Below are 25,704 nucleotides of genomic sequence, written 5' to 3' on the forward strand. Positions count from 1 at the left end.
CGCTGGTGCATCCCCCGTCGCCAGCGGTCGGGTCTTTTCGTGCCCGCACGGGAGGACGGCCGGACGAGGCGCTGCTCTCTCGCCGGCGCGGTGACCGGCCTGTTGGACTACCTGTCGAGCTACCTGTCGAAGCCGAGCTCCAGCATCCGGATCGCGTTCCCCCGCAGCAGCTTGTAGGTGACGTCCTCGGACAGCCCGGCCACATGCTCCTCGGCGACCTTCTTGGTGTGCGGCCAGGTCGAGTCGACGTGCGGATAGTCGGTCTCGAAGGTCGCGTTGTCCACGCCGACGGTCTCGATGGCCTCGATGCCGTGCCGGTCGCGGAAGAAGCAGCAGAAGATCTGCCGGTAGTAGTACGTCGACGGCGGCTCCGGGATCAGGTCCTTGACCCCGCCCCAGGCCCGGTGCTCCTCCCAGACGTCGTCGGCGCGTTCCAGGGCGTACGGGATCCAGCCCATCTGGCCCTCGCTGTACGCCAGTTTGAGCCGCGGGAACTTCACCAGGACCCCGGAGAACAGGAAGTCCATCATCGACGCCATGGCGTTGTTGAAGGACAGGGAGGCCTGCACGGCGGGCGGGGCGTCGGGGGACGCGGCCGGCATCTGCGAACTGCTGCCGATGTGCATGTTGACGACCGTCCCGGTCTCCTCGCAGACGGCGAAGAACGGGTCCCAGTAGCCGGAGTGGATCGACGGCAGCCCCAGATAGGTCGGGATCTCGCTGAAGGTGACGGCCCGTACGCCCCGTTCGGCGTTGCGCCGGATCTCCTGGACCGCCAGCTCGACGTCCCACAGCGGGATCAGGCACAGCGGGATCAGCCGGCCCCCGCTGTCCCCGCACCACTCCTCCACCATCCAGTCGTTGTAGGCGCGCACACAGGCGAGCCCGACCTCCTTGTCCTTGGCCTCGGCGAAGGTCTGCCCGCAGAAGCGCGGGAAGGTCGGAAAGCACAGGGATGCCTCGACATGGTTCATCTCCATGTCTTCCAGCCGTGCCTTGGGATCCCAGCAGCCCCGCCGCATCTGCTCGCGGGTGATCCCGTCGAGGGTCATCTCGTCCCGCGAGAAGCCGACGGCCGCGATGATCCGCTTGTACGGGAAGAGCTCTCCCTCGTACTCCCACCAGTCTGTGAGCTGGCCTTCCGGATCGGTGGTGAACCGGTACTTCCCGCCGACGTACGCGAGGTCCCCGATGCCGGCGGTGAGCGGCTTCGGCCCCCGGTCCCGGTACTTGGCCGGAAGCCAGGTCTCGAAGAGATGCGCGGGCTCGATCACGTGATCGTCCACGCTGATGACCTTGGGGATGTCCCTGGTGCCCGGTCCCGGTCCGGTTCCGCTCTCGGTGGTGACGGCCATTGCCTGCCCCCTAGCCGGTATCTGATGGGTCGTCAGATTCAGGCTAGAGGGGGGGTGTTGCGACGGCAAGAGACGGAAGCCCTCCAGTGGCGACATCCCACTCGGAAGGCCGCGAACGCCTGGGGCGACGGCGTGTCGCGGTGCTAGTTTCCCTTTGCTGATCGTTGGTTCATTTGCCTCGCACAATGAAGGATTCCGCTCCTTCATGCGGCGAGAGACACGGGAGTGTGGCATGTCAGACGGAACAGACATCGACGATCCGACAGCCCTGAACCGGGCCGGCAGCGGTGCGCACGAGATCGCGGGCCGCACGCGCACCACCGGCGCCCACCCGGTGGACGAGACGCGTTCGGCGTCCCGGGACTTCGCCGGCGGCAACTGGGACGGCGGGCTGGGCGGGGCGCTCAGCGGTCTGGCGCAGACGTGGTCGATCCAGGTCTCGTCGCTGGCGGAGAAATGCGAAGGCCTCTCCCGGCAGTGCGGCAGCTCGGGCCTGCTGTACCAGAACACCGAGGCGGCGAACACGCAGACCATGCGATCACTGTCCGGCGAGCCGTCGCCCTTCGGGTAGTTCGGCCCGCCCACGACCACTGACCACGCCGTCTGACGAGACACGCGAGCCATGGGGGCCCACCGCAGCCATGCCGACGTACGAGCAGCTCTACCACCTCAACCTCAGCAACCTCAAAGCCGCCGCCGCCCGTTGGGAGGAGACGGCCACCAAGTTCGAGCAGTTGCACACCGGGTTCGGCGACGAGGTCGCCCGGCCCTTCAAGCAGGCGGGCTGGCGGCAGCCGGTGCTGACGGCGGCCAAGGCGGACAGCGACGTACGCGCCGCCCACCAGGAGTTCTCCGACGCCCACGAGGAGGCGACCGGCATCGCCGGTGTCCTCACCACCCTGCACACCGCGCTGCAGAAGGCCAAGAACGACCTCCACCACCTCGCCGACGTCGAGGCCCAGAAACAGGACCTGCACGTCAGCGCGACCGGGGTCGTCACCCCGCGCAACGACCTCTCCCACGGCGCCGCCCGCCACGACCCCGACGGCCAGGCCCTCATCCGCGAGCAGCAGCAGGCCTGCGACGCACTGGTCCGCCGTATCGAAGCCGTCCTGCAACAGGCCGCCGACGCCGACGAGAGCGCCTGCTGGGCGCTGAACCGCGATCTGGGCGGCCGTTCGGACGACTTCAACTCCAAGGTCGTCACATCCCTCGACGCCGCCGACGCCACCCATGCGGCCGAGCTGATGAAGAAGGGCGACAAGCTCACCGACACCGAACTGACCGAGCTGAACCACCTGATGAAGTCCAACCGGGGCGACGCGGAGTTCTCCACCGACTTCTACCAGCAGCTCGGCCAGAAGGGCAGCCTCCAGCTCTACGGCCAGCTCGCCCTGCAGACCTCCGACGCGAGCGACGAACGCAAGGCGCTGCTCCGGGAGATGCAGCGCAACATGGGCAACACGCTGGCCACCGCGACCGACCCGGACAAGAAGCCACACCTGTCCGAGCAGTGGTCCGCGGAGTTCCGCAAGCTCGGCACGCAGCACGTCCAGCTGTACCCCGACAGCATGAACGAGGGCCCCTACGGCTACCAGCTCCTCGGCGGCATCCTCCGCTACGGCGACTACGACTCCAGTTTCCTGACCCCGATCGCGGAACACGTCACGCAACTCCACGCCGACAACCCGATGTTCTTCGCCGGCACCAAGGCGGACTTCGGCGACCCCGAGTACGGCTTCAACCCCTCGGGCAAGAACGGCGCCGGCTACGACCCGATGAACAGCGTCCTGGAGGCACTGGGGCACAGTCCGCAGGCCGCCACGGACTACTTCTCCCCGCCTTGGCAGGAGTACGCCGAGGACGGCACTCCCAAGGGCGGGGAACGGCAGACGATCGAGATCGGCGGCGCCGACAGCTACCTCGACTACCTGGTCAACAAGGACTACGAGTCGTTCCCGGACATCACAGGGCACGATCCGGACGCCGCGGAGAAGTCGATGAAGAACTTCCCAGACGCGCTGGGGCATGCCCTGGAGGCAGCCACCAACGGCCGCCCGTGGGACGGCGATCCCAGTGCCGACTCTGTCTCACACACCGCTGACCAGGCCAGTCTGGCCCGTCAGATCGTGGACAAGTTCGGCGGCGACGGAGGCTCCGAACTCCTCAACGGGAAAGACGGCGCCCCCTATGAGGCCGCCCGCGACAGCCTTGGCAACATCGCCGCCGACTACATGGGTGATGTTCAGCGGGCCGTCTCCACTCAGGAGAGTTTGCCGGTCTTCGGCTCCGCCGCAGAGCTCAATCCCGCGCGCACTGAGGCGTTTCTGTCCCAAGTCGGCCAGGATCCTGACGCATACGCGGCGATCACCGCCTCACAGCAGGCGTACACAGCAGCTGAGGTCGACCGGGCGATGAATGCCGACACCGACTCGACCGTGTCCGTCGAAGCGCGGGCATCCAGCGCTGTCCGTCCTGGCGCGACCATCGCCGGCATCATGAGCGAGGCCCGCGCGGATGCCATCTTCGAAACTCATCGAGCCAAGGACGCGGATTTCAACGAGTCGGCTGAAACGGCCAGCAAGTGGGTCGGCCGGGGCCTGGGCTTGGCCACAGGTGCCATCAAGGTGCCTGTGGTCGGCGACGTCGCAGGTTGGGCGATCGAGGACATTCAGTCGAGCGTGATGGACAGCATCCAGCGCGACACGACCACTCAGGCACAGGACGAGACAAGCCGGGACTACACCAACGGTAGTCAACAGGCGCAGAGGTCGGCGCAGGCCGCCGTCGAGCAGGCAGCACAGCGTGGCAGCTACAGCGCCGACACCGTGCGTGACATCAAGAATGAGGTAGCGGGGGAGGCCTTCCAGAGTCACGCCGCCGGAGCCAAGTGGGAGGATGCGCGCCATGGATGACTCTCGGCGGATTCCGAAACAGCCAGTCTGGGCACTCCTAGGGTTGTTGGCACTTATGTCCGGATGCTCAACCGAGCAGCAGCAGGACTACACACTGCCGGAAAGTCTGTGCGGAGTATCGGTCAGCCGGGGCGTGATCGAGCCACTCTTCCCTGCTGGTAATGAACTCACACAGACCGGCGGAGCCCTTGCGGACGGCCAGGTTCAGTCCGCCTGTTCCTATCTGGTAGACGGAAATACCGCCGTCAGTTTCTCGGATCAGCGCTACCAGGAGAAGCTGACGGCCCAGGAAGTCCTCATAAAATCCGTCCCCGACAGCCAGCACAACGAGATTACAGTCACCTCTTCCGGCCACATCGCCACGTACAGAGGACATGCCGTAGGCGTAGCGGAGTGCTCAGGGCTTCCCTCAGATGTTGACGGCGAGGAAGCTCACAGCTACGCGATAACGGCGAGCATCGGGAATCCCAAGAACTGGCGGGAAGCGCAGACTAAACTCACTCAGTTCATGAAGACGTTTCTTCCCACAGCCGCAAAAGCTGACGGATGTTGAACGCCCCCCTGTATCGAATCGGCTGCGCGGTGCTATCACTCGCCGCACTATTCCTTGCAGCCTGCTCTGGCGAGAAGAAACCCGAAGTCGAATACGCTTTGCCGACCACTTTGTGCGGAGCGCACCTCGGGAAGGGAGTCCTCAAGCCCTTCTTCCCACCTGGCGGCAAGCTGACGAAAACAGGCGACGCCCTCGATAACGGTAAATATGCCTCGGGGTGCGACTACGCAGTCGACGGCACAAAAACACTCCTGGTGACCAGCTTCTTCCACGAGGACACACCGACTGCCCGCCAGATAGCACAGCACAGGGCCACACAGTACGGGCGCGGAGATACGAAGGTCATAGTCGCCGCCTCGGGCGATGTCGCCGTGTACTCCCGCGGTGGTGTAGCGACGGAAGCGTGTCCCGGCTACCCGTCCAACACGGACGGTCTACCACGGAAGAGCTTCTCCGTGGAGGTCGTTACGTACTTCCCCAAAGACGTGTTTTCGGTAGAAAAGTCGCTCACGCAACTGCTGAGAGAGATCGTCCCTGCCGTGGCGAAAGCCAACGGCTGCTGAGGCAAGGATCGACGGGAAGCTTCAGGTACTCCTCCCCTCGCACCTACCGATGGTTCGTCAAACCCGCTCCGGTCACCCGGCTTGGCGAACCACCGACGCCGGAGGCACAAGATCCTCAACGAAGGCAGGTCAGGCCGCGGCCAGCTCACACCATACGAACTTCCCTCGGTTGCCGTCCCTCGACAAGGGCTGCCACCCCCACAGGTCGGCGCACGCCCGGACCATCGCGAGCCCCCTCCCCGCCTTAAGTTCGGTGATCTCCTCCAACTCCATTGGTGGCGACGGCGGTTCGGGGTCGGCATCCCATGCCCCGATCCGCAGCACACCCCCTGACCAGCGCACCCTGAGGGCAGCGGGCCCCTTCGTGTGACGTACGGCGTTGGTGACCAGCTCGGCCGCGAGCAACTCCGCGAGGTCAACGAGGCGGATCAGGCCGTGCATCGTGAGGATCAGGCGGAGGGTGCGGCGACTGACGGTGACGGCTCGGACGTCGTTCGGGACGTACAGCGTGTATTCCCAGGGGTCGTTTTCGGTCATGGGTCAACTCCCGTTCACTGGTGGGTATTTCGGAGTCCGCGGTTGACGGGCGGTGGCAGTGCCGCAGCCGTCGTGGCAGGACAGGGCGGTGCGCTTCCGGGGTTCCCAAGACTTCCGCGGCGTATGCGTCGCGTCACTGACGGTAGGTCTATATCTACATGTCTCGCAAGTGGGTCGCGTAATCTGACCCCCGAACGAGTCGCGCACACCAGCGCGTTGGGAGCAGGGAGCGGTTCCATGGCCTTGAGGCGCGAGCCGACAGCACGTCAGATGCGCTTGGCGGTGGAACTGCGCAGACTGCGAGAGGCCGCAGGCCTGAACGCCCGTCAGGCGGCTGCTCTCCTCGGGGTGAGCCCTGCACAGATCACTCACATCGAGTCAGCCCTCGCGGGAGTGAGCGAGAAACGACTTCGCAGCCTTGCCTCTCACTACGTCTGCACGGACACGGAGTTGGTCGATGCCCTGGTCTTCATGGCGACCGACCGGACACGTGGCTGGTGGAGCGAGTACCGGGGTGTGCTGCCCGCGCCCTTTCTCGACCTCGCCGAGCTGGAGCACCACGCCTCGTTCCTGAGGGAGGTCCAGTTCCTGTTCATCCCCGGCCCGCTTCAGACGGAGGACTACGCCCGCGCGATCTTCGCGTACCGGGTGCCGGAGCTGCCCCAGGAGGAGCTTGAGTTGCGTGTCCGCCACCGGATGCAGCGCAAGGTGATCCTCGGAAGCACTCCGTACGAAGCGGTCATCCATGAGGCGGCCCTACGCATCAACGTCAGCGATCGCGCCGCCGCACGAGCTCAACTCGAGCATCTCGTCGAACTCTCAGAAACCGACAACACCACCGTACGGATCATCCCCTTCGCACTGGACGGTTTCGCCGGCGCCGCGAGTGCCATGGTGTACGCGGGTGGCGCCGTACCCAAGCTGGACACCGTCGTACGCGACGCACCCCACGGCACGGCCCTCATCGACTCCGAAGCACAACTCGGCGCTTTTCGAACGCTCTTCCGTAAGGTGGAAGACGCGTCGCTCGACCCCAAGGGTTCGCGTGACCTCATCCACGGACTGACGAAAGAGCTGTGAGGTGCTTCATGAACACCCCCGACAATTGGCGGAAGTCGTCCTACTCGGGTCCGGGTGACGGCAACTCCTGCGTGGAAATCGCGAACGACCTCACCCGGGTGGCGATACGCGACTCCAAGACCCCGACCAGGGCAACCCTCAACTTCCCGACCGGCGTTTTCGCCACCTTCGTAGGCAGCCTCAAGACGCGCGCCCGCCCCACCGCCATAGGCTCCTTCAGAGTCCGAGACTGATCACCTCTCGCACCTCCAGGCTCGGGCAGTCGACGTGGGGACGCCTGCATCCGTGCCATCGATCAGCGTCGACCGACCTCACCTTCGATCCTGACTTCCTGGCCATCCTGTGCGACGGACGGGCCACGGGCATCAAGGTCTGACCGGGCATTCCATCCGGAACGCCGAGCGGGCGCGATGCCTGGTCGCATCACGCCCGCCGGTGGTCGGGGCTGTATTCGGGTGGCTACTGCTGGGGCGGCCACTGGCCCTGGGGCGGGGTAGGCGGCTGCTGGTAAGGATTTTGCTGCGGCGGGACAGGCTGCTGCTGGTACGGGTACTGCTGCGGCGGGACGGGCTGCTGGCCGTACTGCGGAAAGCCAGCCGGGCCGCCGGGGCCGCCGTTGTTGTCCTTGTTGCGCCGGGAACGCTTGACGATCAGGAACACGACGAGGGCGAGCACCGCCAGGGCGACGACACCGGCGACGGTGACGAAGAGCGTCTGCTTCTGGTCTGCCTGTTCGGCCTCTGCGGCGTAGTCAGCGTCGGACTTGCTGCTGGCGCCCGGAGCCGCGGGGGAGCTCGCTGACGCAGACACCGGGGCCTTGAGGGGGCCGTACTTCGGGCCCGCGGGGATGTCTTCTGTCAGCGCGGCGAGCGGGCGGATCTCGCCGTAGCCGTACTTTTCGTCGGGGAGGGAAAGGCCCTTAGCGGAAGCGGGGAGGGCGGCGGTCTTTGTGAGGCGATTGGCGATTTGCCCCGCCGTTAGGTCGGGGAACTTTGAACGGAGTAGGGCTGCGGCTGCGGAGACGAAAGCTGCCGAGTCAGAAGTTCCATCTCCGATGCGAAGCTTGTTACCTGGAGCGCCTGCAGTGACGATCTGCGTGGCGGGGGCCGTTAGTAGTACTTCAGGGCCATAGTTAGACTTTGCCCAAATCTTTCCGTCCGCTCCAACGCCACCGACCGTCAGAGTGCCAGGATATTCCCCAGGGAAGTAAGTACTGTGAGCGCGCCCATCGTTTCCTGATGCCGTCACGATCAAAACATCGTGTTCAAATGCATAGGACACCGCTTCGCGATCTTCAGGGTTATCCAGGCCAACAAATCCGGAAATATTGATGACTGAAGCGCCTTGGTCGACCGAGTAGCGAATCTCGTCGGCAAAACTATTGTCGGTCTCGGTATTGTCCCGGACGGGCAGAATCTTGGCTTCCGGCGCCAACCCCATCACACCGTCAGCCGCGCCTGCACCATGCCCGTGGCCAGCAATAATCGAGGCCATTGCCGTACCATGAGTTGCCTTATCCTGGGAAAGATCTGGCGAAGCATCATCGTCTCCGTCGACAAAGTCTTTACCCCTAAGCACATTTCCCTTCAGGTCGATATGCTCGGCATTCACGCCGGTGTCGATTACAGCAACGGTCACCCCCTTTCCCTTGGAGTACTGCCATGCGGACTCGGCCTGCAGTGTGTCCAGTGCCCACTGGGCGCTTCTGGTCTGGTCGGCGGAAGCGGCAGGCGCCGCCGCCAGGATCAGCGCGCCCGTCAGTGCCGTGGCGCCCAGCACACGCACCGTTCGTGTGAAGGCCATTCCGTCTCCCTCTCCCATCGCAGACGTGGGCGTGACCCGAAGGCCACGCCCACGCATCCTGTCATGTGCCGGTAAGCGCCCAGCGGCTACTCGATGACCCGAGGCGCCGCGTTGGTCTGCGGGGTCCAAGTCTCCTCGTCCTCGACCAAATAGTCGGGACGCTCGCCCTCGCGCTGCTCGTCATCCTTACGGCGCCCCGTGCGGGAGCCCGGGGCGCCTGCGACGCCGCCCTTGCGGACAGCGCTGGCTCCTCCCCGTGCTGCAGCACCGCGGCTACTGTGCAAGCCCGAACCACCTGTCGTGCCCCGGCCCCCGCCCGCACCGGCACCGGCACCGGCACCGGCCTTGGGTGTGCCACCGACTACACCGCCACTTCGGCCGGCCGCGCCTCCAGCCCGCGCGGCGCCACCCCTGGCAGCCGCACCCGCGCCGGCGACGCCACCGATGCTCCCGGCACGCCCCGTCATACCGCGAGCGGCACCGGCTCCAGCAGCCCCGCCCACCGCACCACCGACGAAACCGGCACCACCACCGATACCACCGCCGACAGCGGATCCGCCGCCGACCGGGCCGACGCCGCCTGCAGGTGCCCCTGTCCGGCCACCGGAGATGCCGTCAATCGCCGTGCCAACCTGGGGCTGTGACACGGTCGGCTTGTGCGCGCCGCCCGTGACGCCCGACGGCGGTGCAACGGGCTTCGACGAGCTAATCGGGCCGACCTGACCGCGTCGCGAAACGCCCGTAGTTACGGCCTGCGGGCTTCGAGGTGCGAGCTCCGTTGGGATTACTACGGGAGCAGGCGCAATTCCGCCCGGATCACCGGGAAAATCCTTATCATCATTCGTCTTTCCTGGTGAGATTGGAGCCTTCTGCTTCCACGACCCCATCTCCGCAGCCCGACTGTTATAAGCCGCCCCCAGAACCTCCATCTTCGCAGCCATCCGAAGCTGCGCCTCCCGCCCCTCCGACAGGCTGGTCCCGTAGCTGTCGAGGGCCTCCTGCGAACTGACCCCGCTTTTGATGGCGTCGTCCGCGGCCTTGCCGCCGCTGCGGTCGCCGCCGTTGGCGAGGAAGTCCGCCGCGCGCGAGACCGTGCCCGGCTTCTCCATCGCCAGGACCTCTGGCTTGACCTTCTCGAGAATCGCGGCGGCGCCCGTGAGGGACTGCGAGACGTTGTGGGCGTACTTGGAGCTGTCGGTGAGCTTCGTGCTGATGATCTGCGCCTGTTCCCGGAACAGATCCGCACTCTGACCCTCCCAGTGGGCCATCACATGCTCTACGGCGGTGTCCAGGATCTCCTTCACTCCGCCGGGTCCCACCAGATCCTTCTCAAGCCGGGACCAGCCCGCCGCGACCGACTTCACGGTTCCGGGGTCCGCGTCCCGGACCATCTCCTTCATCTGGTCCATGTCCGAGTCGACGCCGAACTGCGTGGTGTGCTTCATCGCGAAGCACTGGTTCGCGGGGACGTACTCGAAGTTGTCGATGCCCTCGTCTGCCATGACTACAGCCCCCTCATCTCGATGCAGCTCTCCACAGAGAAGAACACCGGCTCACCTCTTGTTGAACGCGGCGAGGTTCTCCGCCTCGGCGTCGGCGTACGCGTCATGTGTCTTCTTCGTCTTCTGGCCGAAGGAGTCCAGCACCCGTTCCAGGTGCGCGACGATCTCGTAGAGACGTTCCTTCATCTGCTCGTGGGCCTTGTACAGCGCCTCGGCCTCGCCGAAGTTCTTGCCCAGTGCCCCGGCAGGCAGGTAGGTCGAGTTCTTCGCGTTCGAACCCGACGTCCCCATGTCCCTGATGGCACGATTCAGCTTCGTGATCGTGCCCTCGATCTCGCTCAGATCGACCTTGTACTGCTCCGCCATACCCAACTCCCCGTTGGCTCCCCGTTGTTACTCATCTTCGCTCACGCCCTGCACATGCCGCCAGTCACTCAGGACCCGTCCGTCAGCCCAGACGGGGCGGGCGTTGAGGCGATATCAAGTGATCATGTCAGCCCTCGGCCATGGCGTGGTCACAAGGGGACGGGACACCGAAGGAACCGAACTCAGTTGTTCCAGGTCTCGTCGTACGGGTCGTGTGGCGTCGGGACCGGCTTGGCCTCCGTGATGTCCAGGTACGGGATCGGGCCGCCGTTCACCGTGTCCTTGGTCCGCTTGGCCGTGTAGGTGCCGGTGACCTGGAGCCAGCCGTCCGGCTTGAGGACCGGTGGGATCTGCCCGGTGAGGCCGACCTTGACCGGCTGGGCGTCCGCCGCACAGCAGTTGAGAGCCATGCGGACCAGGTAGGGCGCGCCGGAGTGGTCCAGGGCGACGAACCCGGTGATGGTGATCTGCCGTCCGGCCAGGCCCCGGCCGTGCTCGTAGACGGCGCGGCCCGCGTAGTCGGCGAGGCCGAGCCGCAGGGGTCCGCTCTTCGGGAGCTTCATGTAGCCGTACGACTGCTGCAGGGCCGTACCCGTGCGCATCGCGCTGTAGGAGCCGAGGGCGGGCGGGGCGACGAGGATCAGGGCGAACAGGGGCAGGACGAGGAGCCAGGAGACGCGGGGTTCGCGGTGGGCGTGCTCCTGCCCATGCCCATGCCCATGATCCTGCTTATCCTCATGCTCCTGCTCATCCTCACGCCCCTGCTCCTTGGGCCTGGCCCGCCACTCGTACCAGGCCGTCGCCAGCGCCGTCGCGATGAGGACGACCCCGGCCGCCAGGACCAGCGGGCGCAGGCCCGCCTTGACGTAGCGGAGGTAGAGGTCGGTGAGGCCCGCGTGCAGGAGGGCCGCGCCGAGGACGAACAGGACCGCCGACTGCGCCTGCCGGTTCACAGCATCACCAGCCCGGTCAGGACCGAGACCACGATCGCCAGGGCGAGAGTGGCGGGCGCGAACCGCAGGGCGAAGGCACGGCCGAAGGTGCCCGTCTGCATCGCGAACAGCTTGAGGTCGATCATCGGGCCGACGACCAGGAAGGTCAGCCGCGCGGTGAGCGAGAACTGGGTGAGCGACGCGGCCACGAACGCGTCCGCCTCCGAGCAGATCGACAGCACCACGGCGAGGGCGGCCAGGGCCAGCACCGCGATCACCGGGTTCTCCGCCGCCGTACGCAACCACGTCTGCGGGACGACGGCCTTCAGGGTCGCCGCCGCCATCGCCCCCACGACCAGGAAACCGCCCGCGTGCATCACGTCGTGCCTGACCGAACCCCAGAAGGCGGCGCCCTTGCCCTGGCCCTCGTACGAGTGGCGAGCCGGCTCCTTCAGCAGGTCGGTGCGGCCGAGACGCAGCCACAGCCAGCCCATCGCACAGGCCACCAGCAGGCTCGCGACGAGCCGGGCCACGACCATCTCGGGGTCGCGTGGGAAGGCCACCGCGGTCGCGGTCAGCACGATCGGGTTGATCGCCGGTGCGGAGAGCAGGAAGGCGAGGGCCGCGGCCGGGGTGACCCCGCGCCGGACCAGCGCGCCCGCCACCGGCACGGACGCGCATTCGCAGCCCGGCAGCACCACGCCCGCCGCCCCGGCCACCGGCACCGCGAGGACGGGGTTCTTCGGCAGAGCCCGGGCGAAGAACGACGGCGGCACGAACACCGCGATCGCCGCCGACAGCAGCACCCCGAGCACCAGGAAGGGCAGCGCCTGGACGAGCACGGCGACGAACACCGTCATCCAGCTCTGCATGACCGGCGCGCCCAGCGCCCCGCGGATCGGCCCCTGGCACAGCACCACCAGCAGCATCAGCAGCGTCAGAGCGAGCGGTGAGTTGAGACGCCGCGCCTCCGCGTCCGGTGCCGGGCGCCGGTCCTCGCCGGTGTCCCGCGTGGGCGGGGGTGCTTTGGTGACGGCCACGGCCGGGATCCCTCCGGTGGTGAGGTGCTGGTTCCCCTGCAGGTGCGTACGACAGGGAAGGTCCCTTTGCTCAGCGTGCGCGGCGGTTTGGGGAATTCTTGGCAGAGAGGCTCATCACCTGCCGCCCGTGGCACCACCCGTCCCGGTAGGGCAGTCTTCTCCCTCGTGGGGAGCGTTCCGAACCAGAGTCCAGGGCTGCCGGCTGACGCCGCCGCGCACATGGTGGTGTGCGGGGACGACGGGCTCGCGCACCGGCTGGCCGCCGAGCTCAGAGGGGTCTACGGCGAGCAGGTCACGCTCGTCGTACCGGCCTCCGAACGGTCCGTGCGGCCACCGGTGGTGGTGCGGGCCCGGTCGGCCTCCGCACTCCTCGACCGAGTGGTCACCGCCGCCGCCGGCCTGACCGGCAACGGGAACGGCAACACCAACGCCAACGCCACCGTCACCGCCGCCGGTGAACCCCCGGGCGGCATACGGCTGATGGAGGCCGCCGAGCCGAACGAGGCGGCGCTCGCCGCGGCGGGCGTGGAACGCGCGGACGCGCTCGCGCTCGTGTACGACGACGACGAGACCAACATCCGCGCCGCCCTCACCGCCCGCCGCCTCAACCCCCGGCTGCGGCTCGTCCTGCGGCTCTACAACCGGCGCCTCGGCCAGCATATCGAGGAACTCCTCGACCAGGCCGCCGTGCTGGCCTCCGGCGACCCGGCCGACGGGACCGGCTTAGACGCCTCCACGACCGTGCTCTCCGACGCCGACACGGCCGCGCCCGCACTGGCCGCCACCGCCCTCACCGGCACCAGCAAGGTCCTCCAGACCGGTGGCCTGCTGCTGCGGGCGGTCGAACGGCCCCCGGCCGGGGCCGGCGAGACCGCCGATCCGGGTCTTGCCACTCTCGCCCTGCTCTCGCCGACCGACAGCGCCGGGCCCGGCGGCGACCAGGGCCCGGCGCTGCTGCCGGACGCGGCTGCGGTGCGCAACGGCGGCGGGCGCGCGACCGTCGTGCTGGAGCAGGTCTCGTACGCCGGGCCCGTGCTGCCCGACGGGCGGGGTGTGATGCCGTGGTTCGCCTCGCTGTTCTCGAGGCGGCTGCGGTGGTCGCTGGCCGGGATGGTGGGGTGCGTGATCGCGCTCGCCGTCGCGCTGTGGCTGGTGACGGGGATCCATCCCCTGCGCGCCTTCTATCTGACGCTGCTCGACCTGTTCGCGATCGACGACCCCGCGATCGGGCAGTCCGTCGGGCGCCAGATCCTCCAGCTCCTCTCCGGGCTCGCCGGGCTGCTGCTGCTTCCGGTGCTCCTCGCGGCGGTCCTTGAGGTGCTCGGCACCTTCCGCACCGCGTCCTCCCTGCGCAAACCGCCCCGGGGCCTCGGCGGCCATGTCGTGCTGCTCGGCCTCGGCAAGATCGGCACCCGGGTGCTGACGCGGCTGCGGGAGCTGAACATCCCCGTGGTGTGCGTCGAGTCCGACCCCGAGGCCCGGGGACTGGCCACGGCTCGGAGGCTGAGGGTGCCGGTGGTGCTCGGGGACGTCACCCAGGAGGGGGTCCTGGAGGCCGCCAAGATCCACCGCGCGCACGCGCTGCTCGCGGTGACCAGCGCGGATACGACGAACCTGGAGGCCGTGCTGTACGCGCGGGCCGTGCGGCCCGACCTGCGGGTGGTACTGCGGCTGTACGACGACGACTTCGCGACGGCGGTGTACCGGACCCTGCGGGCCGCGCATCCCCGCGCCTCCACCCGCAGCCGGAGTGTCTCCCATCTGGCGGCTCCGGCCTTCGCCGGGGCGATGATGGGGCGGCAGATCCTGGGGGCGTTCCCGGTCGAGCGGCGGGTGCTGCTGTTCGCGGCGCTGGACGTGGGCGGGCATCCGCAGCTGGAGGGGAGAACGGTCGGCGAGGCGTTCCGGGCGGGGTCCTGGCGGGTGCTGGCCCGGGAGGAGTCCGGGGACGCGCCGGGGTTGGCGTGGGACCTGCCGGACACCTATGTGCTGCAGGCGTCGGACCGGGTGGTGCTGGCGGCCACCCGGCGGGGGCTGGCGGAGTTGCTGGGGCGGAGGGGGCGGGCGGGGGCATAGCCGTACCCGAACGCCGTGCCAGGGCGGGTCGTTGTGCGGCTGCGGGCGGGGGCGAGTGGGGCGGCTGGTCTCGCAGTTCCCCGCGCCCCTGAAAGGCGAGGCCTGATCGCCCCTTCGAGAGCGCGGGGAACTGGGCGACCAGCCACGACGGACCCGCAGCCGACGACAATCCCGCTTACCCCAAATACCTCTCCGCGAAGTCCAGTTCCAGCTTCACCTGCTTGATCCGCTCGTCCACCACCAGCGAGCCGTGCCCCGCGTCGTACCGGTACACCTCGTGCACCGCCCCACGGGACTCCAGCCGCTTCACGTAGTTGTCGACCTGCCGGATCGGGCACCGGGGGTCGTTGACACCCGCCGAGATGTACACCGGTGCCTTGACCTGGTCCACGTACGTCAGGGGCGACGACGCCTCGAAGCGCTCCGGGACCTCCTCCGGTGTGCCGCCCAGCAGCGTCCGGTCCATCGCCTTCAGCGCTTCCATCTCGTCGTGGAACGCCGTGACGTAGTCCGCGACCGGTACCGCCGCGATGCCCAGCGCCCACGCGTCCGGCTGGGTGCCCAGACCGAGGAGGGTGAGGTAGCCGCCCCACGAACCCCCGGTGAGGATCAGACGGCCGGGGTCGGCGAGGCCGGACGTGATCGCCCATTCCCGCACCGCCGCGATGTCCTCCAGCTCGATCAGGCCGACCCGGTGCTTCAGCGCGTCGGTCCACTCGCGCCCGTACCCCGTGGAACCGCGGTAGTTGACCCGGACGACCGCGTACCCGTGGTCCACCCACGCCGCCGGACCCGCCGCGAAGGAGTCGCTGTCGTGCCAGGTCGGGCCGCCGTGGATGTCGAAGACCGTCGGCAGCGGCCCAGTCGCCCCCGCCGGCTTCTGGACCAGGGCGTGGATCCGGCCGCCCGGACCCTCCACCCACACGTCCTCCACCGGCACCGAACCGGGTGACCTCAGACCCGGCGGGTCCAGAACCACCTCGCCCGTCGTCGAGCGCACCGCCGACGGCTCGGCGGCCGAGGACCACAGGTACTCCACGCTGCCGTCGGGGCGGGCCGTCGCCCCGGAGACCGAGCCGGGCGGCGTCGGGACCTTCTCGAGCTTGCCGCTCTCCAGGTCGTACCGGAAGAGCTCGCTGCGCGCCTCGAAGCTGTGCACGATGAGCAGGCCGGTGCCGTCCGGGTACCACTCGGCGCCCACGTCACCGGGCAGGTCCAGGGCGAGGTCGGTCTCCTCGCCCGTGGCCACGTCCCACACCAGCGGCTCCCAACGGCCGCGCCGCTGATGGCCGATGAGCAGCCGGGTGTCGCCGACGACCGGGGCGAAGCCCAGGACCTCCAGGCCCAGTTCCTGGCTGCCGCCCTCGGTGTCGTCGAGCTCGGCGACCGCCCTGCCGTCGGGGCGCACCACGCGCAGCGCCGAGTGCATCGCGTCGCCGTGCTCGGTGTGCTCGACCGCGATCAGCGAGCCGTCGTGGGAGAGGTCGCCGACGCCCGCGGACTCGCGGTGCCGGTAGATCTCCACCGGGTCCTCGCCGTCGCGCACGAGGTGGATGGAGGTGCCCTCGTCGTCGGTCGAGCGGCCCACGACCGCCGTCCGGCCGTCCCGGCCCAGGGCCAGGCCCGCCGGGTAGGACGCCTCCAGGCCCGGCGCGGCGAGCTCGTCCGCGCCGCCCTCGAAGGGCTGGCGGCGCCAGACACCGAACTCGTCGCCGTCCTTGTCGTCGAACCACCAGATCCACGCGCCGTCCGGTGAGAGCACGCCGTCCGTGGTGCCGTTGGGCCGGTCGGTGACCTGACGCTGGACGCCGGTCACTCGGTCCCAGGCGTACAGCTCGTACGTCCCCGTCGCGTTGGACACGAACAAGGAGCGGTCGGGGGCGTCCTCCGCCCAGTCGGGCAGTGACACCCGGGGTGCCCGGAAGCGCTTCTCCCAGTCCGGCATCTCGTCGTTCCGCTCGGCCGCGGCGGACCCGTTGCTCTCAGTCATGACCCCATACTGCCTGCCCTCACAGACAATCCGTAGACGAGGCCCCCAGCCTGTGGACAACTTCTACAAGCCGCTTACCCGAACCCCTTCCGAGCTGGTCGAAAAGGCCGGCCGGGCCCGTTGTCAGTGGCGGGGTGCACACTCGTCCCCATGACCGATCTGCGCAAGACCGTGGAGCGTTTCTGGGCCCTCGCCGAGGCCCGCGACTGGACGGCGTTCGCGGACACCCTGGCCGAGGACGTCGTCTACACCCTGCCGCAGACCCGCGAGCGCATCAGCGGACGGGAGCGGTACGTCGAGTTCAACCGTGAGTACCCGGGCGACTGGCACCTGCGCATCGAGCGGATCGTCGCCGAGCCGGGCCAGGTCGTCACCTGGGCCCACTTCACGGTGGGTCTGGAGGAGATGCACGCCATCTCGTTCTTCACCGGGGACGACAGCGGCCGGATATCCACCGTCACGGACTTCTGGCCGGAGCCGTACGAGCCCCCGGCGGGCCGGGACCACCTCACCGAGCGGTACTGACCCCGCGCCCCGGCGGCCCCGGGCGGCCCCGTACCGTGGGAGTGTGTACCGGTTTCTGCTGACGCCCCGCTGGTTCGGCATCAACGTCTTCGTGCTGCTCGCCATCCCGTTCTGCGTCTTCATGGGGTCGTGGCAGCTGAGCCGGTTCGAGGACCGGATGGCGGAGAGCCGGGACGCGAAGCAGTCGGTCGTCACCGACGAGCGGGAGGCCGCGCGGCCGCTGGCCGAGCTGCTGCCGGTGGACAAGGCGACCTCCGGCAAGCAGGTCACCGCGACCGGCCGGTACGACAAGCAGCTGCTCGTCCCCGACCGGCAACTCGACGACCGCGACGGCTACTACGTCCTGGCGCTGCTGCGCACCGACGGCGGCAAGGCCCTGCCCGTGGTCCGGGGCTGGCTGCCGGGCACCCCGGACCCGGCGAAGGTCCCGGCAGCGCCGAAGGGCGAGGTCACCGTCACCGGTGCGCTGCAGGCGTCGGAGACCCCCGGGGACAACGGCGTCAGTACGCGGGGCGGGCTTCCGGCCGGGCAGACCGCGGCGATCAGCGCGGCCTCGCTGATCAACATCGTGCCGTACGACGTGTACGACGCGTGGGTGACCCTCAACACCGGTGACGCCGGGATGAAGGCGGTACCGGCGACCGCGCCCGCCGACAGCGGGCTGGACCTGAAGGCGTTCCAGAACCTCGGCTACACCGGCGAGTGGTTCGTCTTCGCTGGGTTCGTGGTCTTCATGTGGTTCCGGCTGGTGCGCCGCGAGGTGGAGTTCATCCGGGACGCGGAGCTGGGGATCCTCCCGGACCCGGACGACGAACAGCAGGAGCGGGACCGGCAGCCCCAGGAGCAGGCGACCGCCTGAACCCGCTCCAGCGGTGCGTCACGACGACGTGAGCACGCCCGTCCAGTACACGACCCCCGCGCACGCATTGGACACCGTCGTCGACACCGACGGTCCGGCCTGCGCCGTGTTCGTCACCAGGACGCTGCCGTCGGCCGTGCCGCCGTCCGTGAGGAGCTGGGTGGAGGTGCCGGTGTCGCCGCCGGTGGAGGTGCCCTCGCCGCCGGCGGAGGCGTCCGGGGAGGTCGTGGGGTCGGGGCTGGGGTCGGTCGAGGGTTCCGTGGTGGGACAGGTCTCGGACGGCACCCAGGCGAACTTCACGTCGTAGGAGGAGCCCGGCTGGAGCAGCAGCTGAGAGACCTCCTGGGAGGGGTCGGGCAGCCCTGCGGAGGCCGCGTCCCCGGACACGTGCCGGACCGCGCCGATCTTGCTGCTGTCGGCGGCGCCCTGCGCGCTCGCGCTCACGGCACCGGGCCCGGTGACCGTGCAGGCGGCGGTGGAGCTGTTGGTGACGTGGAACGTGCCGTAGACCGTCCCGGAGGCGTCCGGCACCGCGGTGCTCGCCGTGGGAGTGCCGAGCTGTGCGGCCGTACAGACCGGGGTGCTCGCGGAGGTCGTCGCGGAGGGGTCGGTGCCGCTGCTCGCGCCGGTGCTCGCGCCCGTGTTCTTGCCCTTGTCCTCGCCCTTCGACTCGCCCTTGCCCTTGTCCTCGGTCCTGCCCGAAGAGCCGCCGGAGGTGGACTCGCCGCCGTTCTCCTGTTTGCCCTGGCCCGCGCCGCCCTGCATCTGGGAGGTGTGCCCAGCGTTGGAGGTGTTGGCACTGGTGCCGGTGGAGGAGACGTGGACGACGGCGGGGATCGCGGTGCCGAAGAAGAGGGCCGCGGCCGCCATGCCGACGACGGCCTGCCGCTTGCGCGCCCGCCGGGCGGGGACCGCCTTGCGCAGATGGTCCAGGGTGCCGTCGCGCGGCTCCATCTCCTGGACCGCCTGACGCAGCATCCGTCGCAGTGCCAGCTCGTCCGAGTCGAACTCCCCGGTGGAGCTCAGATCGTCGGGGCCGTGGTTCACAGTTCCGTTCCCAGCGTGCGATTGCTTCGGATCTTGCTTGCCGACCCAAGTCGGCTCATGCCACTCGTACGGTTCATGGCGCCGTTCCTCTGAGTCCCCGGAGTCACTCATACCGGTTCCTCCATGGCGACCCGCAGGGCCGCGATCCCCCGGGAGCCGTACGCCTTCACGGAGCCCAGCGAGATGCCGAGGGTATCGGCGACCTGGGCCTCGGTCATGTCCGAGAAGTAGCGCAGGACCAGGACCTCGCGCTGGCGGCGCTGCAGGCCCTTCATCGCCTTGATCAGGGAGTCGCGCTCCAGCAGGTCGTAGGCCCCCTCCTCGGCGCTCGCCATGTCGGGCATCGGCTTGGACAGCAGCTTGAGTCCGAGGATGCGCCGGCGCAGGGCCGAGCGAGAGAGGTTGACGACCGTCTGGCGCAGGTAGGCGAGGGTCTTCTCCGGGTCGCGGACGCGTTTGCGCGCCGAGTGGACGCGGATGAAGGCCTCTTGGACGACGTCCTCGCAGGAGGCGGTGTCGTCGAGCAGGAGGGCGGCGAGACCGAGCAGGGAGCGGTAGTGCGCCCGGTAGGTCTCGGTGAGGTGATCGACGGTGGTACCGGCTGCCGTCACGTCCTCGGCGCCGTCACGCTGACTGGGTATGCGGGCGGGCCGCGCTGCGGGCATGGGGGCGATCACCGGCATGCCACCGGGCGCCCCTGGCCTGCGGGGCCGGAGGACAGCCGCGCCGCTCGGCGCGGCAGGGAAGTCGAGTACCTGAGCCACGACAGTTGGACACGCTCACCCCGGTGAGGGTTGTACGCGGCCGTCCATCTTCTCTCAGGCAGCACAACTGACCGTGCGTCGAACGCGCTCATGCCCTACCCGCTCTTCCCCTGTGTCAATAGACCGAGGCGTCCCCACGCCCCGCATACATCCCCGCGCCCCCTGAAAGGGCGTTCGCAAAGACGCTCCCCGCCCTTCGCACGGTTGCGGAGAGCGGGGAGGAAAATCTTCGGACGCCCGGGCGCCGGGATCAAGTGGTACGGACTATTGGTCGCACCACATGTCGCCCACAGATCTTACAAAGCGTTCAGGTCATGGCCATGGCTTTTCCCGTAGGCACAACTGCGTACGACAGATCGGCCGCGGGGCGAGCGTCACACGAACTCGGCCGCCACCAGCTCCGCGATCTGCGCGGTGTTGAGCGCGGCACCCTTGCGCAGGTTGTCCCCGCACACGAAGAGCTCCAGCGCGGTCGGGTCGTCGAGGGCCCGCCGTACCCGCCCGACCCAGGTGGGATCGGTGCCGACGACGTCGGCGGGGGTGGGGAACTCCCCCGCCGCCGGATCGTCGAAGAGGACGACCCCGGGGGCGGTCGCGATGATCTCGCGCGCCTTGCGGACGGTGACCTCGCCCTCGAAGCGGGCGTGGACGGTGAGGGAGTGCACGGTGACCACCGGGACCCGTACGCAGGTCACGGCGACCGGCAGCGCGGGCAGGCCCAGGATCTTGCGGGACTCGTCCCGCACCTTCATCTCCTCCGAGGACCACCCGTCCTCGCGCAGCGAACCGGCCCACGGTACGACGTTGAGGGCGACCGGCTCCGGGAAGGGCCCGGTGTTGTCGCCGACGGCCCGCCGTACGTCGCCGGGGTGCGTGCCGAGCTCGGTGCCCGCGACCAGGGACAGCTGCTGGCGCAGGGTCTCGACGCCGGCCCGGCCGGCGCCGCTCACCGCCTGGTACGAGGACACCACCAGCTCGCGCAGCCCGAACTCGGCGTGCAGAGCGCCCAGGGCCACGATCATGGACAGGGTCGTGCAGTTGGGGTTGGCGATGATCCCACGCGGCCGCATCCGGGCCGCGTGCGCGTTGACCTCGGGCACGACGAGGGGCACGTCCGGGTCCATCCGGAAGGCACCGGAGTTGTCCACGACGACGGCACCGCGCGCGGCGGCGACCGGCGCCCACTGCGCGGCCACCTCGTCGGGTACGTCGAACATGGCGACGTCGACCCCGTCGAAGGCCTCCTCCGACAGGGTCACGACCTCGACCTGCTCCCCACGCACGGCCAGCTTGCGGCCGGCCGAGCGCGGGGAGGCGATCAGTCGGATCTCGCCCCAGATGTCCGCGTGCTGGGACAGGATCTGGAGCATGACCGTGCCGACGGCCCCGGTCGCCCCCACGACCGCGAGCGTCGGACGTACGGTCATCGGCCGGTGCCCCCGTAGACGACGGCCTCGTCGCTGTCGGAGTCGAGCCCGAAGGCGCTGTGCACGGCACGCACGGCTTCGGTCACGTCGTCGGCACGGGTGACGACCGAGATGCGGATCTCGGAGGTCGAGATCAGCTCGATGTTCACGCCGGCGTCGGACAGGGCGGTGAAGAAGTCGGCCGTGACACCCGGGTTGGTCTTCATGCCCGCGCCCACGAGCGAGATCTTGCCGATCTGGTCGTCGTAGCGCAGCGAGTCGAAGCCGATGCCGGACTTGTTCTTCTCCAGGGCGTCGATGGCCTTGCGGCCCTCGGCCTTGGGGAGCGTGAAGGAGATGTCCGTCAGCCCGGTGGAGGCGGCGGAGACGTTCTGCACGATCATGTCGATGTTGATCTCGGCGTCCGCGATCGTGCGGAAGATGACCGCGGCCTCACCCGGCTTGTCCGGCACACCGACGACCGTGATCTTGGCCTCGGAGGTGTCGTGCGCGACACCGGAGATGATGGCCTGCTCCACCTTCTTGTCCCCTTGCTCGATCGGCTCACTGCTGACCCATGTGCCCTGCAGTCCGCTGAAGGACGACCGGACGTGGATCGGGATGTTGTAGCGACGGGCGTACTCCACACAGCGGTGGAGCAGCACCTTCGAGCCGGAGGCGGCGAGCTCCAGCATGTCCTCGAAGGAGATCCAGTCGATCTTCTTCGCCTTCTTCACCACGCGCGGGTCGGCGGTGAACACGCCGTCGACGTCGGTGTAGATCTCGCACACCTCGGCGTCGAGCGCCGCGGCGAGCGCGACGGCGGTGGTGTCGGAGCCGCCGCGGCCGAGGGTGGTGATGTCCTTCTTGTCCTGGCTGACGCCCTGGAAGCCGGCGACGATGGCGATGTTGCCCTCGTCGAGAGCCGTACGGATACGGCCCGGCGTGACGTCGATGATCCGGGCTTTGTTGTGGACCGAGTCGGTGATGACGCCGGCCTGGCTGCCGGTGAACGACTGGGCCTCGTGGCCCAGGTTTTTGATCGCCATGGCCAGCAGCGCCATGGAGATCCGCTCTCCGGCGGTCAGCAGCATGTCGAACTCACGCCCGGCAGGCATGGGAGATACCTGCTCGGCGAGATCGATCAGCTCGTCCGTCGTGTCGCCCATCGCGGAAACGACGACGACGACCTGATGGCCGTTCTTCTTCGCTTCGACGATTCGCTTGGCGACGCGCTTGATGCCCTCGGCATCGGCTACGGAGGAGCCTCCGTACTTCTGCACGACAAGGCCCACGTGCGCTCCTCGCTCAGTCCGTGTGTGTCGGCTCAGTTTAACGAGCGCCCGGTTTCCCCCTCTGCGGTATCGCATCGTGAGATTCGGACGCCCAGGTCAGCGCATGCCCATCTGCGGACCTCGGGAAAAGTGCACCGCGTCACATGGCCCAGTGGGACCTGTGTGACGAGTGTGAATTAAGTTTCAAGGATTAGGGTGCGGCTGTGCGCGTACTCCTGGTGGAAGACGATGAGCCGGTCGCCCAGTCCCTGCGACGGGGCCTGGTCCGGTACGGGTTCGAGGTCGAGTGGGTCTCCACCGGCGGGGCCGCGCTCGGCCACCAGGGCCCCTACGACGTCGTCCTCCTCGATCTCGGTCTGCCCGACACCGACGGCCTCGACGTGTGCAGGGCGCTGCGCGAACGCGGTGACGTGCCGATCATCGTGATCAGCGCGCGCAGCGACGAGACGGACCGGGTGGTCGGCCTGGAGCTCGGCGCCGACGACTACGTCTCCAAGCCGTTCGGGGTCCGGGAGGTCATCGCGCGGATACGGGCCGTGATGCGGCGCGCGCAGCCCCGTACCGGAGTCGCCGCGGCGGGCCCCGACACCTACGGCTCCCGCCTGACCGTCGACCGCAAGGCCGCCCGGGTCCGCCTCGACGGCGAGGAGGTGCCCCTCGCGCCCAAGGAGTACGACCTGCTGGCCTTCCTCACCGAGGAGCCGGGCGCGCTGATGTCCCGCGAGCAGATCATGGAAGCGGTCTGGGACGCGAACTGGTTCGGGCCGACCAAGACGCTGGACGTGCACGTGGCGGCGCTGCGGCGCAAGCTCGCCGGGGCGATCGTCATCGAGGCGGTCCGGGGCGTGGGCTTCCGGCTGGAGATCGCCGGGGACGACGGCGCTTCATGAACCGGCAGCTCATCCGCAGCTACATCCTGCTGGTGGCGGTGGCCATCTTCCTGTTCACCGTCCCGGTCGCCTTCACACTGACCAAACAACTGCGGGACGACACCCGGCAGTCGGTCCTGCGTGAGGCGAACACCATGGCGCTGCTGCTGAGCAACGGCACCAGTACCTCGTGCGAGGCCCTGACCGAGGTGGCCACGGCGTACGGCGACGTCCAGGCGACCCCCACCGCCGACTGCGACCCGAAGCTCCAGGAGCCCGACGCGGACGCGGCGCTGACCCGGGCCGTGCAGAAGAACGAGGCCACGACGGACTGGGGTTCGGACTTCGTCTGGGGCAAGCACCTGACCGTCACCGTCCCCGCGAAGGGGCACGCGGCCGTACGGATCGTGTACTCGACCTCCGACATGACCACACGGCTCTGGCAGATCTGGGGCTTCCGGGCCGGACTCGCGGTGCTCGTCCTGGGCGCGGCCGCCGCTATCGGCGCGTTCGCCGCCCGCCGGATCACCGCGCCGCTGCGCGAACTCAACTCCATGGCCAGCAAGTTCAGCGACGGCGACCTGACCGCGCGTTCCCCGGTGACGGGCCCGCCGGAGACGCAGACGCTCGCCCGCACCCTGAACCAGGGCGCGGAACGTCTGGACACGCTGGTGGCCTCGCAGCGCATCTTCGTGGCGGACGCCTCGCACCAACTCCGCACCCCGCTCACCGCGTTGCGCCTGTCGTTGGACAACATCGCGGACGGGGTGGACGACGAGTCCGTACGGGAGGACGTGGAGCAGGCGACGGCGGAAGTGGTCCGCATGAGCCGCCTGGTCAACGGCCTTCTCGTCCTCGCCCGTGCCGAGGCGAAGGTGACGGCCGCGGAGCCGCTGCCGCTCAGGGAGATCGTGGACGAGCGGCTGACGGTGTGGAGGCCGGCCGCCGACGAGCGCGGAGTCACCATCGCGCTCAGGGGGAGTGTTGTCGACGACCGGCCGTCTGTGCTGGCCAGCCCCGGTCACCTGGACCAGGTGCTGGACAACGTGCTCTCGAACGCCCTGGAGGTCTCGCCGGACGGCGGGCGGATCACCGTCGAGGTCGAGTCCCGGGCGGACACCGTGGTGCTGTCCGTCCTCGACGAGGGACCTGGCATGCCCGATGCCGACAAGTCCCGCGCCTTCGACCGCTTCTGGCGCGGTCAGGGCCTCACCGGACGCTCCGGTTCAGGTCTCGGCCTCGCCGTCGTCAAGCAGCTGGTGACCGACGACGGCGGAACCGTGACGCTGGCGGACGCGCCGGGGGGTGGGCTGAAGGTGGAGATCAGCCTTCGGGCATCGCCGAGGAGTGGTGGTTGACGATCTTCCACGTGCCGTTCCGCTTCTCGTACTCGTACGTGTACCGGGCCTCGACGACGCGCTGGGCGCCGCTCTTCGGGTCGGTGAGCGTGAACTCGTAGACGCCGGTGTCGATCGCGGAGTCGGCGTCGAGGACGTTGACGATCGTCCAGACCTTCTTGCCGACCGGCTTGTTCTGCAGGAAGTGCTCGAAGTAGTCGACGATCTCCGCGTGGTTGGTGCGGACCTTGTTGGAGACGGTGGGCAGCAGGACCGCGTCCTTCGCGTACAGGTCCGCGACCTTGTCGGCGTCACCCGTCTGCAGGGTGGCGTTCCAGGTGTCGAAGAGGTGCGCGATCTGCTTCTTGGAGGGCTTCTTCGCGTGCTCCGGACCGGCGGTGGCCGCGACCGTCCCCACGGTGCCGACGGCCACCAGTGCGGTGGCGGTGACGAGGGCGGCGCGCTTGGTTATGGAACGACGGGTCATCGCTGTCTCCAGTGCGGTGAGAGGTGGTGCTGTGAAGTGACTCCAGCCTCTCTTCACGCTGGTTAGGGCCCGTGCAGCCCAGGTACAGGGCACGGCCAGCCGACGCCCAATTCACGCCGTGCGATGACCCGGTCGCTGTCCGCGCAGCAGCCCGACCCCGGCTCCCAAGGACACCACGCCCATCCCGACGGCGGTCATCACACCCTGCGCTCCGTCCACGACGAACGGCGCGGCCACGGCGACGACGAGGTTGAAGAGGAAGAGGAACCAGAGGACGGGCGGGGCGGAGAGGAGGGACTTCATGTCGATTCCTTCGGCAGGGGGCTTCGCTTTCGAGATCGACGATCCCGTCTGCGGGGGACGGTCACGAGGGGGTGCTCTCCCGAACCGGCGGTGTAGTGGG

The 25,704-nt window shown here is 68.6% G+C and carries 25 protein-coding genes; 11 read left to right on the top strand and 14 right to left on the bottom strand.

Going from position 1 to position 25,704, the window contains the following annotated elements; all coding sequences use genetic code 11:
• Nucleotides 1-119: 119 nt before the first annotated feature.
• Entirely contained in the window at nucleotides 120-1,355 is a 1,236-nt protein-coding gene (locus tag ABZT06_RS32785; RefSeq protein ID WP_355749143.1) for an amidohydrolase family protein, read from the bottom strand.
• Nucleotides 1,356-1,587: 232 nt separating this feature from the next.
• On the opposite strand from ABZT06_RS32785, the gene ABZT06_RS32790 reads away from it, so the two are divergent.
• From ABZT06_RS32790 to ABZT06_RS32805, 4 genes are all read left to right on the top strand, one after another.
• Complete coding sequence (locus tag ABZT06_RS32790; protein WP_355749146.1) at nucleotides 1,588-1,926, top strand: hypothetical protein; 339 nt, start codon at nucleotides 1,588-1,590, stop codon at nucleotides 1,924-1,926.
• Nucleotides 1,927-1,996: 70 nt separating this feature from the next.
• Nucleotides 1,997-4,270, top strand: coding sequence for a DUF6571 family protein (locus tag ABZT06_RS32795; RefSeq protein WP_355749149.1), 2,274 nt, complete (start codon nucleotides 1,997-1,999; stop codon nucleotides 4,268-4,270).
• Complete coding sequence (locus ABZT06_RS32800; protein ID WP_355749152.1) at nucleotides 4,263-4,823, top strand: hypothetical protein; 561 nt, start codon at nucleotides 4,263-4,265, stop codon at nucleotides 4,821-4,823. Before ABZT06_RS32795 ends, ABZT06_RS32800 begins: the two co-directional genes overlap by 8 nt.
• Nucleotides 4,817-5,386, top strand: coding sequence for a hypothetical protein (locus ABZT06_RS32805; protein WP_355749155.1), 570 nt, complete (start codon nucleotides 4,817-4,819; stop codon nucleotides 5,384-5,386). The genes ABZT06_RS32800 and ABZT06_RS32805 overlap by 7 nt, the downstream gene beginning before the upstream one ends.
• Before the next feature lie 129 nt (nucleotides 5,387-5,515).
• On the opposite strand, the gene ABZT06_RS32810 is transcribed toward ABZT06_RS32805, so the two are convergent.
• Nucleotides 5,516-5,923, bottom strand: a complete 408-nt coding sequence (locus ABZT06_RS32810) for an ATP-binding protein (RefSeq protein WP_355749158.1) — start codon at nucleotides 5,921-5,923, stop codon at nucleotides 5,516-5,518.
• Nucleotides 5,924-6,160: 237 nt separating this feature from the next.
• Here ABZT06_RS32810 and ABZT06_RS32815 point away from each other — a divergent pair, with 237 nt between their 5' ends.
• Both ABZT06_RS32815 and ABZT06_RS32820 read left to right on the top strand, forming a co-directional pair.
• The gene (locus tag ABZT06_RS32815) at nucleotides 6,161-7,003 is read left to right on the top strand and encodes a helix-turn-helix transcriptional regulator (protein ID WP_355749160.1); all 843 of its coding nucleotides are present in this window, start codon (nucleotides 6,161-6,163) and stop codon (nucleotides 7,001-7,003) included.
• Nucleotides 7,004-7,011: 8 nt separating this feature from the next.
• A complete protein-coding gene (locus tag ABZT06_RS32820; protein WP_355749163.1) occupies nucleotides 7,012-7,236 on the top strand; it encodes a DUF397 domain-containing protein in 225 nt (74 codons plus the stop codon).
• A gap of 226 nt (nucleotides 7,237-7,462) precedes the next feature.
• Here ABZT06_RS32820 and ABZT06_RS32825 read toward each other — a convergent pair whose 3' ends face one another.
• The 5 genes from ABZT06_RS32825 to ABZT06_RS32845 form a co-directional block, all read right to left on the bottom strand.
• A complete protein-coding gene (locus ABZT06_RS32825) occupies nucleotides 7,463-8,806 on the bottom strand; it encodes a S8 family serine peptidase (protein ID WP_355749166.1) in 1,344 nt (447 codons plus the stop codon).
• Between the two features lie 86 nt (nucleotides 8,807-8,892).
• Entirely contained in the window at nucleotides 8,893-10,308 is a 1,416-nt protein-coding gene (locus ABZT06_RS32830; protein WP_355749169.1) for a hypothetical protein, read from the bottom strand.
• Nucleotides 10,309-10,359: 51 nt separating this feature from the next.
• Nucleotides 10,360-10,674, bottom strand: coding sequence for a hypothetical protein (locus ABZT06_RS32835; RefSeq protein ID WP_355749172.1), 315 nt, complete (start codon nucleotides 10,672-10,674; stop codon nucleotides 10,360-10,362).
• 182 nt (nucleotides 10,675-10,856) lie between these two features.
• Nucleotides 10,857-11,627, bottom strand: coding sequence for a TIGR03943 family protein (locus ABZT06_RS32840; protein WP_355749175.1), 771 nt, complete (start codon nucleotides 11,625-11,627; stop codon nucleotides 10,857-10,859).
• Nucleotides 11,624-12,646, bottom strand: coding sequence for a permease (locus ABZT06_RS32845; protein ID WP_355749178.1), 1,023 nt, complete (start codon nucleotides 12,644-12,646; stop codon nucleotides 11,624-11,626). Before ABZT06_RS32845 ends, ABZT06_RS32840 begins: the two co-directional genes overlap by 4 nt.
• 219 nt (nucleotides 12,647-12,865) lie before the next feature.
• Here ABZT06_RS32845 and ABZT06_RS32850 point away from each other — a divergent pair, with 219 nt between their 5' ends.
• Nucleotides 12,866-14,722 (top strand): NAD-binding protein, encoded by a 1,857-nt coding sequence (locus ABZT06_RS32850; RefSeq protein WP_355749575.1) that lies wholly within the window; start codon nucleotides 12,866-12,868, stop codon nucleotides 14,720-14,722.
• Nucleotides 14,723-14,897: 175 nt separating this feature from the next.
• Here ABZT06_RS32850 and ABZT06_RS32855 read toward each other — a convergent pair whose 3' ends face one another.
• Nucleotides 14,898-16,712: a prolyl oligopeptidase family serine peptidase gene (locus tag ABZT06_RS32855; RefSeq protein ID WP_355749180.1), complete on the bottom strand. Its 1,815-nt coding sequence runs from the start codon at nucleotides 16,710-16,712 to the stop codon at nucleotides 14,898-14,900.
• Nucleotides 16,713-16,862: 150 nt separating this feature from the next.
• Here ABZT06_RS32855 and ABZT06_RS32860 point away from each other — a divergent pair, with 150 nt between their 5' ends.
• Together ABZT06_RS32860 and ABZT06_RS32865 are read left to right on the top strand one after the other, a co-directional pair.
• On the top strand, nucleotides 16,863-17,237 hold the full coding sequence (locus tag ABZT06_RS32860; RefSeq protein WP_355749183.1) for a nuclear transport factor 2 family protein: 375 nt from the start codon (nucleotides 16,863-16,865) through the stop codon (nucleotides 17,235-17,237).
• Nucleotides 17,238-17,280: 43 nt separating this feature from the next.
• A complete protein-coding gene (locus ABZT06_RS32865) occupies nucleotides 17,281-18,096 on the top strand; it encodes an SURF1 family protein (RefSeq protein WP_355749186.1) in 816 nt (271 codons plus the stop codon).
• Nucleotides 18,097-18,114: 18 nt separating this feature from the next.
• On the opposite strand, the gene ABZT06_RS32870 is transcribed toward ABZT06_RS32865, so the two are convergent.
• From ABZT06_RS32870 to ABZT06_RS32885, 4 genes are all read right to left on the bottom strand, one after another.
• The gene (locus ABZT06_RS32870; protein ID WP_355749188.1) at nucleotides 18,115-19,143 is read right to left on the bottom strand and encodes a hypothetical protein; all 1,029 of its coding nucleotides are present in this window, start codon (nucleotides 19,141-19,143) and stop codon (nucleotides 18,115-18,117) included.
• 107 nt (nucleotides 19,144-19,250) lie between these two features.
• Entirely contained in the window at nucleotides 19,251-19,826 is a 576-nt protein-coding gene (locus ABZT06_RS32875) for a SigE family RNA polymerase sigma factor (protein ID WP_355749191.1), read from the bottom strand.
• 455 nt (nucleotides 19,827-20,281) lie between these two features.
• Nucleotides 20,282-21,334, bottom strand: a complete 1,053-nt coding sequence (locus tag ABZT06_RS32880; protein WP_355749194.1) for an aspartate-semialdehyde dehydrogenase — start codon at nucleotides 21,332-21,334, stop codon at nucleotides 20,282-20,284.
• The gene (locus ABZT06_RS32885; protein ID WP_355749197.1) at nucleotides 21,331-22,608 is read right to left on the bottom strand and encodes an aspartate kinase; all 1,278 of its coding nucleotides are present in this window, start codon (nucleotides 22,606-22,608) and stop codon (nucleotides 21,331-21,333) included. Before ABZT06_RS32885 ends, ABZT06_RS32880 begins: the two co-directional genes overlap by 4 nt.
• 203 nt (nucleotides 22,609-22,811) lie before the next feature.
• Between ABZT06_RS32885 and ABZT06_RS32890 the strand changes: the two genes are divergently transcribed.
• Nucleotides 22,812-23,498 carry a response regulator transcription factor gene (locus tag ABZT06_RS32890; RefSeq protein ID WP_355749200.1) on the top strand — a complete coding sequence of 229 codons (687 nt, stop codon included), beginning with the start codon at nucleotides 22,812-22,814 and terminating at the stop codon, nucleotides 23,496-23,498.
• Nucleotides 23,495-24,835: a HAMP domain-containing sensor histidine kinase gene (locus tag ABZT06_RS32895; protein WP_355749203.1), complete on the top strand. Its 1,341-nt coding sequence runs from the start codon at nucleotides 23,495-23,497 to the stop codon at nucleotides 24,833-24,835. The genes ABZT06_RS32890 and ABZT06_RS32895 overlap by 4 nt, the downstream gene beginning before the upstream one ends.
• Here ABZT06_RS32895 and ABZT06_RS32900 read toward each other — a convergent pair.
• Nucleotides 24,801-25,301 carry an SgcJ/EcaC family oxidoreductase gene (locus ABZT06_RS32900; RefSeq protein WP_355749206.1) on the bottom strand — a complete coding sequence of 167 codons (501 nt, stop codon included), beginning with the start codon at nucleotides 25,299-25,301 and terminating at the stop codon, nucleotides 24,801-24,803. The two genes, ABZT06_RS32895 and ABZT06_RS32900, sit on opposite strands and share 35 nt — an antisense overlap.
• 111 nt (nucleotides 25,302-25,412) lie before the next feature.
• The gene (locus ABZT06_RS32905; protein WP_355749209.1) at nucleotides 25,413-25,604 is read right to left on the bottom strand and encodes a hypothetical protein; all 192 of its coding nucleotides are present in this window, start codon (nucleotides 25,602-25,604) and stop codon (nucleotides 25,413-25,415) included.
• Between the last annotated feature and the right edge of the window lie 100 nt (nucleotides 25,605-25,704).

Source organism: Streptomyces sp. NPDC005483, assembly GCF_040606035.1.
Taxonomy (GTDB): Bacteria; Actinomycetota; Actinomycetes; order Streptomycetales; family Streptomycetaceae; genus Streptomyces.

Bases quoted from the DNA above. Each gene is read 5' to 3' on its own strand.
- ABZT06_RS32785 (WP_355749143.1), bottom strand. From the start codon at position 1,355: ATGGCCGTCACCACCGAGAGCGGAACCGGACCGGGACCGGGCACCAGG.
- ABZT06_RS32790 (WP_355749146.1), top strand. From the start codon at position 1,588: ATGTCAGACGGAACAGACATCGACGATCCGACAGCCCTGAACCGGGCC.
- ABZT06_RS32795 (WP_355749149.1), top strand. From the start codon at position 1,997: ATGCCGACGTACGAGCAGCTCTACCACCTCAACCTCAGCAACCTCAAA.
- ABZT06_RS32800 (WP_355749152.1), top strand. From the start codon at position 4,263: ATGGATGACTCTCGGCGGATTCCGAAACAGCCAGTCTGGGCACTCCTA.
- ABZT06_RS32805 (WP_355749155.1), top strand. From the start codon at position 4,817: ATGTTGAACGCCCCCCTGTATCGAATCGGCTGCGCGGTGCTATCACTC.
- ABZT06_RS32810 (WP_355749158.1), bottom strand. From the start codon at position 5,923: ATGACCGAAAACGACCCCTGGGAATACACGCTGTACGTCCCGAACGAC.
- ABZT06_RS32815 (WP_355749160.1), top strand. From the start codon at position 6,161: ATGGCCTTGAGGCGCGAGCCGACAGCACGTCAGATGCGCTTGGCGGTG.
- ABZT06_RS32820 (WP_355749163.1), top strand. From the start codon at position 7,012: ATGAACACCCCCGACAATTGGCGGAAGTCGTCCTACTCGGGTCCGGGT.
- ABZT06_RS32825 (WP_355749166.1), bottom strand. From the start codon at position 8,806: ATGGCCTTCACACGAACGGTGCGTGTGCTGGGCGCCACGGCACTGACG.
- ABZT06_RS32830 (WP_355749169.1), bottom strand. From the start codon at position 10,308: ATGGCAGACGAGGGCATCGACAACTTCGAGTACGTCCCCGCGAACCAG.
- ABZT06_RS32835 (WP_355749172.1), bottom strand. From the start codon at position 10,674: ATGGCGGAGCAGTACAAGGTCGATCTGAGCGAGATCGAGGGCACGATC.
- ABZT06_RS32850 (WP_355749575.1), top strand. From the start codon at position 12,866: ATGGTGGTGTGCGGGGACGACGGGCTCGCGCACCGGCTGGCCGCCGAG.
- ABZT06_RS32855 (WP_355749180.1), bottom strand. From the start codon at position 16,712: ATGACTGAGAGCAACGGGTCCGCCGCGGCCGAGCGGAACGACGAGATG.
- ABZT06_RS32860 (WP_355749183.1), top strand. From the start codon at position 16,863: ATGACCGATCTGCGCAAGACCGTGGAGCGTTTCTGGGCCCTCGCCGAG.
- ABZT06_RS32875 (WP_355749191.1), bottom strand. From the start codon at position 19,826: ATGCCGGTGATCGCCCCCATGCCCGCAGCGCGGCCCGCCCGCATACCC.
- ABZT06_RS32880 (WP_355749194.1), bottom strand. From the start codon at position 21,334: ATGACCGTACGTCCGACGCTCGCGGTCGTGGGGGCGACCGGGGCCGTC.
- ABZT06_RS32895 (WP_355749203.1), top strand. From the start codon at position 23,495: ATGAACCGGCAGCTCATCCGCAGCTACATCCTGCTGGTGGCGGTGGCC.
- ABZT06_RS32900 (WP_355749206.1), bottom strand. From the start codon at position 25,301: ATGACCCGTCGTTCCATAACCAAGCGCGCCGCCCTCGTCACCGCCACC.
- ABZT06_RS32905 (WP_355749209.1), bottom strand. From the start codon at position 25,604: ATGAAGTCCCTCCTCTCCGCCCCGCCCGTCCTCTGGTTCCTCTTCCTC.